The organism is Methylocapsa acidiphila B2, from assembly GCF_000427445.1.
In the GTDB taxonomy this organism is placed as follows: Bacteria; Pseudomonadota; Alphaproteobacteria; order Rhizobiales; family Beijerinckiaceae; genus Methylocapsa; species Methylocapsa acidiphila.
Map to the genome: position 1 here is coordinate 2,597,491 of NZ_KE386496.1, position 14,233 is coordinate 2,611,723.

Here is a 14,233-nt window from a genome sequence, read left to right on the forward strand (position 1 = left end):
CGCGCTGCGCCAGCTCTTCGCCAAGGGCGAGCCATCGGCGTCTTGGCCGGGCGTACCGCCGCGATCGCCTTTTGGCTCTCGCTCGCCGCTCTGATTCTTTCGTCGGCATCCCTTGCCCAAGGCGCGCATCACCCTTTCGCGGTCGGCGCCAACGAGGGCGCGGCCGGCGGACCCGGCGGGTTGAGCGGCTGGCTCCTCTCCATGGAGAGCGGATTTTATCGCTTGCTGACCGGCGCCGTTCGAGCCGCCAAGCAAAACAGCGCTTCGGCCTGGAGCCTGGCAGGGCTCAGCCTCGCCTATGGCGTGTTCCATGCCGCCGGCCCTGGACACGGCAAGTCCGTGGTCGCCTCCTATATGCTCGCCAATGAGAACGTCTTGCGTCGCGGCCTCGTCATCGCCCTGGCGGCGGCGCTCTTGCAAGGATTTGTCGCGATCGCGATCGTCGGCGTCGCCGCGATGATCATCGGCGCGACGGCGAAGCATATGACCGCCGCCGCGAATGTGGTCGAGATCGCCGGTTATGGCGGCATTGTCCTTCTCGGCGCCGCGCTCACATTCACGAAAGGCGCGGCGCTTCTCTCCGCCTGGCGGACGGCGCCGATTGCTTCGCCGAAATTCGCATCCGTCGATTTCGCTCCCGCGGCCAGCAGAGACGGCGTTTCCGGGCGGTTCGTCGCCGACGACCCGGCGACAAGCCATGCCCACGATCAAAATTGCGGCCATTTTCATGCGCCTGACCCGCGCGGGCTCGGGTCAGGCTTCGCCTGGAAAGCGGCCCTGCTCACGGTGCTCGCCGCCGGCTCGCGGCCCTGCTCCGGCGCTATCCTGGTTCTGGTCTTCGCAGCGGCGCAAGGCATATTTCTCGCTGGCGTCGGCGCGGTGATGGCCATGTCGCTCGGCTCGGCGGCGACAACGGGTGCGCTCGCGGCCTTGGCCGTCTTCGCTAAGAAAGCTGCGGCCAAATATGCCGGGGCGGCCTCATGGAGAGGCTTGATCGTCGGCCGCCTGTTCGAGTTCGGCGCGGCTCTCGCGGTGCTGCTTTTTGGGCTCGCGCTTCTCGCCGCCGCCTTCTCCGGCGCATTGCGGCCAAGCTAGAGCGAGCGCGGGGCGTCGTCGACTTCGCGCGCTTCGTCGACGGACAATAGGTCCGGGCGACGCTCTCTCGTAAGCCGCAAAGCCTCCGCCTGGCGCCAGGCCTTGATCTTCGCGTGGTCGCCCGAGAGCAGGACCGCCGGAATTTCCCGGCCTTCCCATTCGCGCGGCCGCGTGAATTGCGGATATTCGAGCAGGCCTGTCTCGAAACTCTCCTCCGCGCCGGAGGCTTCCTTGCCCATCACTCCGGGGAGTAGCCTCACGCAAGCGTCAAAGACGACCATGGCGGCGATTTCGCCGCCGGACAGCACATAGTCGCCGATCGAAATCTCTTCGAGGCCGCGCGCGTCGATCACCCGCTCGTCGACCCCCTCGAAGCGCCCGCAGATCAAGATCGCGCCGGCGCCGGCGGCAAGGGCGCGCGCGCGCGCCTGCGTCAAGGGCGCTCCGCGCGGGCTCATGAGCAGACGCGGCCGGGTGTCGCCCTCCAGCAATCCCGCGTCGAGGCTCGCCGCAAGCACATCGGCGCGGATCACCATTCCGGGACCGCCGCCGGCCGGGGTATCGTCGACGGCGCGATGGCGGCCGAGCCCCTGGGCGCGAATGTCGCGCGTCTCCAGCGACCAAATCCCCTTGGCGAGAGCCTCGCCCGCAAGAGATACGCCGAGAGGACCGGGGAACATGTCCGGAAAAAGCGTGAAGACCGTCGCGCGCCACATTGGCCTAATCTATGGGCCTAATTTACGGGCCTTTTCCAGGGGCCTTGTTCTGGTCGACGCCTTCGCCGCGGAGAACGCCTGAGCGAACTCAGGGCGGCGGGCTAGCTCTCAAGCCCGAGCGCCGCCTTCACGCGGTGCGAATAGCCGTAAATATCGTCGCGCGATTGGAGACGGCCCGAGTCGTCGACATAGGTCGTGAAATATTCGATGTGAACGGGCAGCGGCTTCGGCAAATAGACATAGCGCTCGCGTCCGCCGATCAGGCCCTTGATGCGCTGTTCGCTCCAGCCATTGGCGCGGCCGAGCACGGATTCTGCGAAGCTGAACGGGTCGTCGACCCGGACGCAGCCATGGCTGAACGCCCGCCGGGCTTCGCTGAACAAGGCGCGCGACGGCGTGTCGTGCAGATAGACGGAATAGTCGTTGGGGAACATGAATTTGATCCGCCCCAGCGCATTCCGCTCGCCGGGCGGCTGGCGCACGGTGAGGCGGCCGCCGACATAGGCGACCTGATAGCCGAGCCGCCGCAAATAGCCCGGATCGGACGCAAGACGCGGCATCATTTCCTTGCGGATGATCGACGGCGGCACGTTCCAAGCCGGATTGACGATCAGGAATTTCATCTGGTTCGAAAAAATCGGGGTCGGCGTCTGCTCTTTGCCGACGACGACGCGATTGCGATGAACCACGCGCCCGTTCTCGATGACGGTGACCTCGAAATCCGGAATATTCACCTCGATCCGCGAGTCGCCCAAATCGCGCGGCATCCAGCGCCAACGCTCCATATTGGCGATAATCTCAGCCTCAAGCCGCGGCGGCGGAGCCGCTGCCGTCCGCCCGGACTGAAGCCGCGAACCGGACCGGCCGCCGCTGGGACCGGAATCGATCGTCCCCGTTTCATATGCGATATCTTCGAACGCCCCGGATTGACGCGCCTCCGGGCTCAAACGCGCGCGCTCCAGCGCGGCCCGCGGCTCGCGGCCGCCGATCTTGATCGCTGGCGCCGGACCGCGCGGCGCCCGCGCGGCGGAGGGGACCCGCTCATGGCGCAATTCGGCGAGCTTGTCCCGAAGCGCTTCATAACCTTTTTGCGCGGGGTTGAACCCTCGGAGCGCCGCCCCGGCCTGATCGCCCGCCGTGGCGACGATCGCCAGGATGACCGAGACGTCGGCGACTTCCGGCTTGGCGCCGATCAAAGGCGAGATGGAATGCGGATCGATGCGCGAGCCGCTGGCCTGTCGCCCATAGGCGACGACCGCGTCGGTGAGCGCAATATCGGCTGCGACAAGCGCCTCTTCCGAATTCGCCTGCGCCGGATTCGTCGGCGTGCTGCGAATATCCAGTCCATCCTCGGCCGCGCGCGCAAGCCGCTCCATCACCGGCTCAACCTCGATATTAGGCTTGCCGTCGCTCGACCAGAGCGGCGCGAAACCTCGCGCCGCGTAGAAAGCCGCGACGGCCTCGCGCTCGCGCCGATTGAGCGGCCCGAGCGACCCTTTAAATCCCGCAACCGAACGCGTCTCCAAAGCCGCTTTCAAGGCTGCGTTAGGTCTCGGCAGAAGCTGCTCCGCTGAGGCCTCCTGGCCCGTCGCGGAGGGTGGCGCGGAAACCTCTGGCGCAACGGCCGCATCCGGCTCTGCATCCAGCTCAGGGGGCGGAACGGTCACCACGGGGTCGAGATCCGTCCCGGCGTCGTCGTCATCGGGACCATCCGCCGCCTCGTCCTTCAGGCGCGCGGCGCCTGAAGCCGTCCCGGCCAAGGCGACGCGCATATCGGCCCGAGCGCCAATCTCTGAAACCGCGGCGCGATCGCGCGTCGGATGGGCCCGATCGAGCCGTTCCATCAGCGCCGCCCGCAACGAAGATGGGGCTTGTTGGGCGCGCGCCGGCGTCAATCCCAAAGCCAGGGCAAGAGCTAGGGTTGACGCGCACAGGGTCGATGCGTTTCGAAAATTCGCCCATTCCGCCGCCGCGCGCATCATATCTTCCTTACATTCGCCAATTTCAGACATGTGCCGGATCGACACAGGGCTCGCCGTGCTTCGCAGCACAAACGGCGCGGGAGCTCGCCAATTCGCTCCGACTGCCGCCTGGAGAGGGCCTCCACGGTAAAGCTCGTTGCGTTGCAACGCTTTCGCATCCCCGTGGTTCCATAGAGGCTCGATCTCAGGAAATTTTTTTCTTTAATCAATCCTTTCAAAAGCAGCTCGCATCAGGCCGCCGCGCCATCGGAGCCGACTTCCTCGATACCGGCGAGGCCATAATCCTTCAGCTTACGATAAAGCGTCGATCGGCCGATCCCGAGCTTGCGCGCGGCGGCGGACATGCGCCCGCGACAATGCGCCAGAGCGAACCGAATCGCCTCGGACTCGATCTCATCGAGCCGCCGCAAGCCGCCCGCCCCGTCGAGAAGCGCCAAAACATTGGGATCACGGATCTCCACCCGGAAGATTTCTGCGGCCAGCGGCGGCTCCGCCATCGCCGGAGCGGCGATCGGCGGAATGCGCACGTCGAAGCCCCGGACCCTCGTCGCGATTTGGGGAAATTCGGCGACCGTCAATTCATCGCCCTCGGCGAGGATCACTGCCCGATAAAGCGCATTCTCCAATTGGCGAATGTTGCCCGGCCAATCATAGGCGGCGAGCAAGGCGAGCGCCTCGGCGCCGATCCCGCGCAGCTTGCGGCCTTCCTCGGCGGCGAAACGCGCGCAAAATCCGCGCGCGAGATCGGGGATGTCGTCGCGGCGCTGGCGCAGCGGCGGAACCCCAATCGGAAAGACATTCAGGCGGAAATAGAGATCCTCGCGAAAGCGGCCCTGCTTGACGCGCTCGATCAGGTTCCGGCTGGTCGCCGCGATGACGCGCACATCGACCTTGATCGGACGCCGGCCACCGAGCGAATCGATCTCCCCGTCTTCCAGCGCGCGCAGCAGCCTCGCCTGCGCGCCCAAGGGCAATTCGCCGACCTCGTCGAGAAAGAGCGCGCCGCCCTGCGCCTCGACGAATTTGCCGACGGATTTTTCCTCGACGCCGGCGACCGCGCCTTTCTCATGTCCAAACAGGACCGGTTCAATGAGATCGTCCGCCCGCGCGCCGCAATCGACGCAGACAAAGGGCCGGCCGCGGCGATCGGAGCCGGCCAGAATGGCGCGGGCGACGGCTTCCTTGCCGACGCCCCGCTCGCCTTCGAGAAGCACGGGCATGTTCAATTTGGCGGCCCGCTCGCCAAGCCGCAGGACCCGCTCCATGTCGGCGCTCTTGGTCGCGAGGTCCTTGAAGGCGAAAGCGCCCGAGGCCCGGCGGTCGAGGCGCCTCACCTCGCCTTCAAGCGCGGCGAGGCGAAGCGCGTTCTTGATCGAGACCTGGAGCCGTTCGGCCCCGACTGGCTTCACGACGAAATCGACAGCGCCGGCGCGCATCGCCGAAAGGACGGCCTCGATCGAGCCGGCGGCGGTCTGCACGATGGTCGGAAGCTCGAGCCGCTTCTCGCGCAGCCGGCCGAGAACGGCCATTCCGTCGAGGTCGGGCATCACAAGGTCGAGGATCATGAGATCGATCGCCGGCGCGCTCGCAACCTCAAGGCGCGTGAGCGCGGCCTCGCCGCTTTCGGCAAGTTCCGCCGGATAGCCGAAGCGATGAACCATGGCTTCGAGCAGGCGGCGCTGCACGGGGTCGTCGTCGACGATCAGAATTCTAGGGGACATGCGGCCTCGCGAGGGGCGCGTCCTCGCCCCGATGGCCGCATCCTCGGAGATCAAGGTAAACGCGGCGTTAAGGACGAGCTGTCGCCGGGGTCATGCGAGGGTCGAGACCGATCCAATTGACATTGGTCGTCGGCGCCGGACCCATGTATAAAATTCCGACTCCATCCGCGCATTCAGCGCAAATGACGAGGGAAGCTTGCGACGCCTGCTTTTCATTCTTGCGCTTCTCCTCGCCTCGCCCGCGCTGGCGGAAGAGTTCATCACGCTCGCCTCGACGACCTCCACCGAGCAATCGGGGCTTTTCTCCGCGATCCTTCCCGCTTTCAAGCAGCAGAGCGGCCTGGACGTGCATGTCGTCGCCGTGGGCACCGGGCAGGCGCTGGCCATCGGCGCGCGGGGCGACGCCGACGCGCTTCTGGTTCACGACCGCCAGGGCGAGGACAAATTCGTCGGCGACGGCCATGGGATCGACCGGCGCGACGTGATGTTCAATGATTTCGTGCTGATCGGCCCCACATCCGATCCGGCCGGCGTCAAAGGCCTGAAGGACGCCAAGGAGGCGATGCGGAAAATCGCCGCGGCCAAGGCGCCCTTCGCCTCGCGCGGCGACGACAGCGGCACGCATCGCATGGAGCTTCGGCTCTGGAAGGCCGCCGGCGTCGAGGTCGCGCAGGGCGCGGCCCCTTGGCGGCGGGAGACCGGCTCCGGCATGGGGCCGACGCTCAATCTCGCGGCGGGCCTCGACGCCTATGTTCTCGCCGATCGAGCGACCTGGGCCAATTTCAAGAATCGCGGAACGCTCGAAATTTTGAGCGAAGGCGATCCGGTCCTGTTCAATCCCTATGGGTCGATCCTGGTCAATCCGAAGCTGCATTCGCATGTGAAGGCGGAGGCCGCGCGGCGCTGGCACGAATGGCTGACCTCACCGGCCGGGCGCGCCGCGATCGCTTCCTACAAGATCAATGGCGAGCAGGTGTTTTTTCTGCCCGAGGCCATGGCCCGCTAAGCGCGGCTCGGCTATTTCAGGGCTATGGATGACATTGGCCAAGCTTTCGTCATCGCCGTAAAGCTCATCGCTGAGGCGGACGCCGAGCTCTTCGCGACCGTCCGGCTGTCGCTCGCGGTTAGCCTTTCCGCAACGTCGATCGCATTCCTTCTCGGCGCGCCGGCCGGCGCCTTTCTCGTGGTTCAGACGTTCCAGGCGCGGCCCGCCTTGCTCGTGCTCCTCAATGCGCTTCTCGGCCTTCCCTCGGTCGTCGTCGGGCTCATCGCCTATCTCCTGCTCTCGCGCTCAGGTCCTTTGGGCTTTCTCGGCCTTCTGTTCACGCCGCAAGCCATGGCGCTGGCGCAGGTGATCTTGACCCTGCCGATCGTCCTTGTCCTGACCTATCGCGCGACCGAGACCTATTGGCGGGCCTATCGCGACATTTTCCTGGTTTTCGGCGCGAGCCGGCTGCGCATGATCGGGATGTTGCTCGATTCGGCGCGGGCCGCGCTCGTCACGGTCTTTCTCGCAGCTTTCGGACGCGCCATCGCCGAGGTCGGCGCGATCATGATCGTCGGCGGCAATATCAGGGGCTTCACGCGAACCATGACGACGGCGATCGTCCTGGAGACGAGCCGGGGCGATCTCGCCTTGGCGCTCGGCATTGGGATCATATTGATCGGCTTGACGGTTCTTGTCAGCGGCGGCGCGTTTTGGCTCAATCAGCGCATGTCGGACGAGTAAGCAGCCGGCGCAGGTTGATCCCGAAGCCCTCGATCCGATATGAATCCCGCCACGCTCAGTTAGAATTGCTCCAATAGATGGATGTGCACATGTTCCCGTCGCGCGCTCCCGGATTCCCACTCGTCTCTCACGCGGCGCCGGCCGCCGCCGGACGCGCGCCGGCCGTCGATCTCGGCGCCTTGCCGGAATGGAACCTCGCCGATCTTTATCCGGCGATGGATTCGCCAGCCTTCGCCGCCGATCTCGCCAAGGCCGAGGCCGAATGTCTGGCCTTCAACGAGGCCTATAGGGGCAAGCTCGAAACGCTCGCCCAAGACCTCTCCGGCGCCGCACTCGCCGAGGCCCTGAAGCGTTACGAGGCGCTGGAAGAGCTTTTGGGGCGCATCATGTCCTATGCCGGGCTCGTCTATGCGGGCGACACGTCGGATCCGGCGCGCGCCAAATTCTATGGCGACGCGCAAGAGAAGATCACTTCGGCCTCCACCAATCTTCTCTTCTTCGAGCTCGAATTGAACCGGCTCGACGACGAGGCGATCGGCAAGCTCACGGCCTCGGGGCCGCTCGCACATTACCGCCCCTGGATCGAGGACATTCGCAAGGGCAAGCCCTATCAGCTCGAGGACAAGATCGAGCAATTGTTCCACGAGAAATCCGTCACGGCCTACGGGGCCTGGAATCGTCTCTTCGACGAGACGATCGCGGCCTTGCGCTTCAATGTCGATGGCCAGCCCCTGACGCTCGAGCCCGTGCTGAACCTGATGCTCGACCCGAGCGAGGCGGTTCGCGAGAAAGCCGCCAACGCCTTCGGCCTCGGGCTCAAGGAGAATTTGCGGATCTTCACGCTCATCTCCAACACTTTGGCCAAGGACAAGGAGATCTCGGACCGCTGGCGCGGCTTCAAGGACGTCGCCGACGCCCGCCATCTCGCCAATCGGGTCGAGCGCGAGGTGGTCGACGCGCTGGTCGCCGCCGTCCGCGACGCCTATCCGCGCCTGTCGCATCGCTATTACAAGCTGAAGGCCAAATGGTTCGGCAAGCCGGCGCTGAAACATTGGGACCGCAACGCGCCGCTGCCCAATGTCGCCGCCAAGACCTTCGCCTGGATCGAGGCGCGCGAGACGGTGCTCAACGCCTATGACGCCTTCTCGCCGCGCATGGCGGGCATCGCCAAGCGCTTCTTCGACGAGCGTTGGATCGACGCGCCGGTCCGGGACGGAAAGCAGCCGGGCGCCTTCGCCCATCCGACCGTCCCTTCGGCGCATCCCTATGTGCTCTTGAATTATCAAGGCAAGCCGCGCGACGTGATGACGCTCGCGCATGAGCTCGGCCATGGCGTGCATCAAGTCCTCGCCGGGCCGAATGGCGCGCTGATGGCGCCGACGCCGCTGACCCTGGCCGAGACCGCCTCCGTCTTCGGCGAGATGCTCACCTTCCGCGCGTTGCTCGCCCGCACCGCCAATATCGCGGAACGCCGCGCCATGCTCGCCTCCAAGGTGGAGGACATGCTGAACACGGTGGTGCGCCAGATCGCTTTCTATTCGTTCGAGCGCAAGCTCCATCTCGAGCGCCGCAACGGCGAGCTAACCGCTGATCAGATCTGCGCTCTATGGATGTCGGAGCAGACGGATAGCCTCGGGCCGTCGATCGAGCTCGGCGCCAATTACGACGCCTATTGGGCCTATATCCCGCATTTCATCCATTCGCCCTTCTATGTCTATGCCTACGCCTTCGGCGATTGCCTCGTGAATTCGCTCTACGGCGTCTATGAGCGGGCGCAAGAGGGCTTCGCCGAGCGCTATCTCGCCATGCTCTCCGCTGGCGGCACCAAGCATCATTCCGAGCTTCTCGCGCCTTTCGGCCTCGACGCGCGCGACCCCGCCTTCTGGCAGATCGGCCTGTCGATGATCGAGGGCATGATCGCGGAGCTCGAAAGCTTGGAAGGCAAGGTTTGACGCGGAGCCTGGCGCACATGCCCTGGCTCTTTCTCGCTGTCGCCATCCTGTCCGAGGTCGTCGCGACCTCAGCGCTGAAATCGGCCGAAGGCTTCACCCGCCTCGGCCCGTCTCTTTTGGTCGTCGCCGGCTATGCGCTCGCCTTTTACTTGCTCTCATTGACCTTGGACGCGATTCCGGTCGGCGTCGCCTACGCCGTGTGGTCGGGGGCCGGAATCGCGCTCGTGTCCGTGATCGGCTGGATCGTCTATAAGCAGGCTTTGGGCGTCGGCGAATTGGCCGGCATGGGCTTCATCGTCTTCGGCGTCATTCTGCTCAATATGTTTTCCAAGACGCCGCATTGAGGCGCGCCGCTCATGATGTTTCAGTCTCAGTCGCTTGCCGCAGAAAAGGTTGCGCCGAAACGCATCCTTCGTGAATGTGGATGATGCGATCGGCGACCTCGAAATAACGATCGTCATGTGAGACGACGATCAACATCTTGCCCTGACGTTTCAGCTCCGGCAGAATCTCCATGTAGAATATGCGGCGAAACGTCGGATCTTGCTCCGCCGCCCATTCGTCGAACACGATGATCGGGCGCCGCTCCAGATAGGTTCCAATGAGCGCGAGGCGCTTGCGTTGGCCGGCGGAGAGATCCGTCGTCGAGAAAGCTCCCGCCTCGACGCGCACCTTATGCGCGATGTCGAGACGCTCGAGATAGAAGCGCACGGCCTGCGACGCTTGCTCGTCCGCGACGATCAAATCGTCGAAAAGATAGAAGTCGAAAAATATCGCCGAAAAATTCTGGCGATAATCGTCTCGGCCGATGTCCGTCACAGCTTCGCCATTGAGCAAGATCTCGCCCGCCCTGGGCGGATAAAGGCCAAGGATCAACTTGATCAGCGTCGTCTTGCCGCTGCCGTTTTCTCCCATGATGAAAGCGATCTCGCCCGCGCTGAAAACGAGATCGACGGGGCCGAGCGTGAAGGATTCGCCGCCCGCCGCGTGGGGAAAAGCGTAGGCGGCCCCGCGCAGCTCGAGGCTTTCGATTTTACCGCCTGGCGTCGCAAGCGCATCTTGCAAGAGATTCGATTCGGGGCTCGCGAATTTGTCGGACAATTCCGCGACGGCCGCGAAGGCCACGAACATCCGATTGAGAGCCGGCAAAACGGCGACGATATGGCTGACCGGCCCTTTCATGAACATCAACACGAGCACGAAGCCGGACAGAGTCGCTGAGCTTTCGCTGATGAAAGGCGCAAGCGCGATCAGCATCCCGGCGATGAGAAAAAACGACGCATCATCGATCGCGCTGCCCGTCGCAAACCTGAGAAAGGAGCGATTGCTCGCATCGCGCATTTGGTCGATTGTCGCGAGAAGCTTTGCGTCAAGGAAGCGGCGGCGCCGCTCGCGGTTGACGCGCAGCTCCTTGGCGCCGTCGACCAGCGCGTTGTAGTGTTTTTGCAGCTGTTCGGAGATCTGTCGCTCGAGAGATAGATTCGCATGAGCGCTTTTCAGAAGGTGGCGAATGACCAACCATGCGCCGCCGCCCACCGCGGCGCAGACGAGGAACATCGGCAAAGACAAGGTGATCAGATAGGCCGCGGCGCCCACGGTCTCGCAAACCGAAACCACGAGGAAGGCGAACCCGCGCGAAAAATCGCTGAGGCTGTTCACGTCCTGATTGAGCGCGGTGATGATGCGATGCGATTGAAAACGTTCGATTTCGGCGATCGGGGCTGATAGAATTTTTTGCACGAGATCCTTGCGCATCGCGGCAATGGCGTCTTGCCCGACAAAGCTATTAGCGACCCCTGAAGCGATCTCGCTCGCCAGCAGGACGAAAAAGAGTCCGGCGAAAGACGCGACCAGGACCATCGAGGCGGGAGCCTCGGCATGGAGTTCGCTTTGGATGATGGAGAGAAGCGCGACCGCCGCGAGACTGTTCGCCGCGCCCATGAAAGTGGCGAAAACAGCCATTTTCCAGAAAGGCCGCAACAGGCGAACCGCATATGCGATCTGCGAGCTCGCATTGTCGTCCATGATCTCGCCGCCTCGCCGAGTTTAGCGCGACGCCTCGCGCCGACAATCGCAGTATAACGCTGCGTTTAAGCCCAGGTTGCGACGGAGCTGAGCTTCTGGCAAGCCGCTGCTCTGCATTATGTCGCCGACGCCGAGGACCAAAAGATGAACCAAGCACGCTATCAGCATCTCTGGCCCGGCGTTCCTTTTGCGCTTGCGTCCGCCCTGCTGTTTGGCGCCTCGACCCCTTTGTCGAAGCTCTTGCTTGGATCGGTCGAGCCGCAAATGCTCGCGGGCGCGCTTTATCTCGGCGCGGGCTTCGGGCTCGCTCTATTGCGCAAGGCCTCCGCTCTGGGCGGCCGACTCGCGCAGGAGGCGCCGCTGCGCAAAGGCGATCTCCCCTGGCTCGGCGCCGCCGTCTTCTTCGGCGGCGTGCTCGGCCCGCTGTTCCTGATGCTCGGCCTCGCGCGGACGGACGCGGCCTCGGGCTCATTGTTGCTCAATCTGGAATCGCTCGCGACCATGAGCATCGCCTGGATCGTCTTCAAGGAAAACGTCGACCGGCGCTTGCTCCTGGGGGCTTTCGCCATCCTCCTCGGCGCGATGCTCTTGTCCTGGACCGGCCAGGGCGTCTCGCTCGATCTCGGCGCCGGCCTGATCGCCGCGGCCTGCCTCGCCTGGGGCATAGACAATAATCTCACCCGCAAGCTCTCGGCCGCCGACCCGACCCAGATCGCCATGATCAAGGGGCTCGTCGCGGGAGCGGCAAATGTGGGCCTCGCGCTTTGGCGCGGCGTGGCGCTCCCAGAGCCTTGGCCGTTCCTCGCCGCCAGCTTCGTCGGCTTTCTCGGCATCGGCCTGAGCCTCGCCGCCTTCATCCTGGCCTTGCGCCATCTCGGCGCGGCGCGCACCGGCGCTTATTTTTCCCTGGCGCCCTTCATCGGGGCCATTCTCTCGCTCGTACTCCTGCCGGAGCCTTTCAAGGCGAGGCTTTTCGTCTCAGGCCTCTTGATGGGCCTCGGCCTTTGGCTCCATCTTAGCGAGGATCATGGCCATGATCATGAGCATGAAACGCTCGAGCATGAGCATAGCCATGTGCATGACGCCCATCATCAGCATGCGCATGCGCCCGCCGACGAGGCGCGCGCGCCGCATTCGCATCGGCATCGCCACGCGCCGCTGCGCCATACGCATCCGCATTATCCCGATCTGCATCATCAGCACCGCCACTGACGACGTCAGCGGACAAAGCCCAGAATATCCTTCACCGCGCGCATATTGTCCTGCGCCAGAGCGCGGGCGCGATCGGCGCCGTCGACAAGAACCTGATCGATAAAAGCCGCGTCATTGGTCAGCCGCTTCATTTCCGCTCCGATCGGCCCGAGCTTCGTCACCGCAAGATCGACGAGCGCCTGCTTGAACGCCGAGAACGTGCCGCCGCCGAAGGTCTTCAGAACATCCTGCTTCAACTCGCCGTTCAGGGCCGCGAATATGCCGACGAGATTCTCCGCCTCGGGGCGCCGCGCAAGGCCCTCGACCTCCGACGGCAGCGGCTCTGGGTCCGTCTTCGCCTTGCGGACCTTTTGCGCGATGGCGTCGGCGTCGTCGGTGAGATTGATGCGCGAATAATCGGACGGGTCCGATTTTGACATTTTCTTGGCGCCGTCGCGAAGGCTCATCACGCGGGTCGCCGGCCCCTGGATCAAGGGAGCGGGCAAGGGGAAAAAACCGTCGCCATAGCCGCGCGCGGCGATCGACTCGGCGAAATCCAGATTGAACTTTTGCGCAATGTCGCGCGCGAGCTCGAGATGCTGCTTCTGGTCCTCGCCGACCGGAACATGGGTGGCGCGGTAGAGCAGAATGTCGGCGGCCATGAGACAGGGATACGCATAGAGCCCGACCGACGCGTTCTCGCGATCCTTGCCGGCCTTTTCCTTGAATTGCGTCATGCGGTTCAGCCAGCCGATGCGGGCCACGCAATTGAAGACCCAGGCGAGCTCGGCATGCTCGGCGACCTGACTCTGGTTGAAGACGATATGCTGCCTCGGATCGACCCCGGAGGCGATGAAGGCGGCCGTCACCTCCCTGATATTCGCTTTCAGCTGAGCAGGCTCTTGGGGAAGAGTGATCGCATGGAGATCGACGACGCAATAAATGCAGTCATGCGTGCGCTGCAGCTCGACGAATTTGACGATGGCGCCGAGATAATTGCCGAGATGCAGATTTCCCGTCGGCTGGACGCCGGAGAAGACGCGTTCAACGAATTTTGCCATGCGGGCAACGATTCCTAGTGTTTGGCTCTAGCGGTCGGCACGTCTTATTACGCGTGCATGAGGGGGTGACAAGGACAATAAACGGATCGCAATAGCGCGTCAGATTTGAATGGAGGGAGACTTGAACGGACAGAATCTGATTCGTGGCGGCACCGCTTTTGTGCAGGACGTGCTGGCGGGATTGAGTTTGCCTGGCTCCGCCGTATTTGGCCTAGCGGTCGCTAACGCGTTGGAACGACGAAAACAAGAGGCAATTGGCGTATTGATTGACGAGATCAAAAAAGAAGGGATACAAAATATCAAATTCTCAAATAACGATGCGGACGAATTTGTACAAATGCTTCTACGCTTTTCAAGCGCCGTCGACGCTGGAGCTGTGCGACAAAATCTACGTTTGTTGGCGCAAGTCATAGTCGGATTAAAGCGGCACAAGACATTTGAATTCAAATTCGATCGTTTCTCAAAATGGGCAAATGTGCTTCAATCGCTCACAAGAAATGAGATTCTCTTTCTTGGTGCTTGTTACAAAAATGTCAGCGATAGGGACCCTAACGAGTTTTGGAAAAATATTTCAGCGTCCTTATCAAACACCTTCACACCCTTAGAAATATCTGAGTTAGCTGCCGCGTTGACTCGAACGGGGTTATTGCTGCCGATAGCTGCCTGGGGCGGTCAAACGTATAAACCGAGCCCTTCCCTTGAAGAGTTGGGTCAATTAGCCGAAATTGAACTCGCTTCATTAGACCGTTAATTCGATTCAC

At 63.3% G+C, this 14,233-nt stretch carries 12 protein-coding genes; 7 read left to right on the forward strand and 5 right to left on the reverse strand.

The features are described from left to right. The first annotated feature begins 42 nt into the window (after nt 1-42). Nucleotides 43-1,095 carry a nickel/cobalt transporter gene (locus METAC_RS23840; protein ID WP_051335601.1) on the forward strand — a complete coding sequence of 351 codons (1,053 nt, stop codon included), beginning with the start codon at nt 43-45 and terminating at the stop codon, nt 1,093-1,095. On the opposite strand, the gene trmD is transcribed toward METAC_RS23840, so the two are convergent. The 3 genes from trmD to METAC_RS0114760 all read right to left on the reverse strand — a co-directional run bounded on the left by trmD (nt 1,092) and on the right by METAC_RS0114760 (nt 5,514). Continuing rightward, a complete protein-coding gene (gene trmD, locus METAC_RS0114750) occupies nt 1,092-1,811 on the reverse strand; it encodes a tRNA (guanosine(37)-N1)-methyltransferase TrmD (protein WP_026607636.1) in 720 nt (239 codons plus the stop codon). The genes METAC_RS23840 and trmD overlap by 4 nt on opposite strands. A gap of 101 nt (nt 1,812-1,912) precedes the next feature. Further along, complete coding sequence (locus tag METAC_RS0114755; RefSeq protein ID WP_245257498.1) at nt 1,913-3,823, reverse strand: L,D-transpeptidase family protein; 1,911 nt, start codon at nt 3,821-3,823, stop codon at nt 1,913-1,915. Between the two features lie 200 nt (nt 3,824-4,023). Continuing rightward, complete coding sequence (locus METAC_RS0114760; protein ID WP_026607638.1) at nt 4,024-5,514, reverse strand: sigma-54-dependent transcriptional regulator; 1,491 nt, start codon at nt 5,512-5,514, stop codon at nt 4,024-4,026. Between the two features lie 196 nt (nt 5,515-5,710). On the opposite strand from METAC_RS0114760, the gene METAC_RS0114765 reads away from it, so the two are divergent. From METAC_RS0114765 to METAC_RS0114780, 4 genes are all read left to right on the forward strand, one after another. After that, entirely contained in the window at nt 5,711-6,520 is an 810-nt protein-coding gene (locus tag METAC_RS0114765; protein ID WP_026607639.1) for an ABC transporter substrate-binding protein, read from the forward strand. Between the two features lie 24 nt (nt 6,521-6,544). Then, the gene (locus METAC_RS0114770) at nt 6,545-7,243 is read left to right on the forward strand and encodes an ABC transporter permease (protein WP_026607640.1); all 699 of its coding nucleotides are present in this window, start codon (nt 6,545-6,547) and stop codon (nt 7,241-7,243) included. 89 nt (nt 7,244-7,332) lie between these two features. Then, complete coding sequence (locus tag METAC_RS0114775; RefSeq protein ID WP_026607641.1) at nt 7,333-9,195, forward strand: M3 family oligoendopeptidase; 1,863 nt, start codon at nt 7,333-7,335, stop codon at nt 9,193-9,195. 17 nt (nt 9,196-9,212) lie between these two features. Continuing rightward, on the forward strand, nt 9,213-9,539 hold the full coding sequence (locus tag METAC_RS0114780) for a DMT family transporter (RefSeq protein ID WP_026607642.1): 327 nt from the start codon (nt 9,213-9,215) through the stop codon (nt 9,537-9,539). 10 nt (nt 9,540-9,549) lie between these two features. On the opposite strand, the gene METAC_RS0114785 is transcribed toward METAC_RS0114780, so the two are convergent. Next, nucleotides 9,550-11,220: a cyclic peptide export ABC transporter gene (locus tag METAC_RS0114785; protein WP_051335603.1), complete on the reverse strand. Its 1,671-nt coding sequence runs from the start codon at nt 11,218-11,220 to the stop codon at nt 9,550-9,552. Between the two features lie 144 nt (nt 11,221-11,364). On the opposite strand from METAC_RS0114785, the gene METAC_RS0114790 reads away from it, so the two are divergent. Beyond that, nucleotides 11,365-12,432, forward strand: coding sequence for a DMT family transporter (locus tag METAC_RS0114790; RefSeq protein WP_026607644.1), 1,068 nt, complete (start codon nt 11,365-11,367; stop codon nt 12,430-12,432). A gap of 5 nt (nt 12,433-12,437) precedes the next feature. Here the strand turns inward: METAC_RS0114790 and trpS are convergent, their stop codons facing one another. Beyond that, nucleotides 12,438-13,472: a tryptophan--tRNA ligase gene (gene trpS, locus METAC_RS0114795; protein WP_026607645.1), complete on the reverse strand. Its 1,035-nt coding sequence runs from the start codon at nt 13,470-13,472 to the stop codon at nt 12,438-12,440. Nucleotides 13,473-13,593: 121 nt separating this feature from the next. On the opposite strand from trpS, the gene METAC_RS0114800 reads away from it, so the two are divergent. Further along, nucleotides 13,594-14,223, forward strand: coding sequence for a hypothetical protein (locus tag METAC_RS0114800; protein WP_156898234.1), 630 nt, complete (start codon nt 13,594-13,596; stop codon nt 14,221-14,223). Nucleotides 14,224-14,233 lie beyond the last annotated feature (10 nt).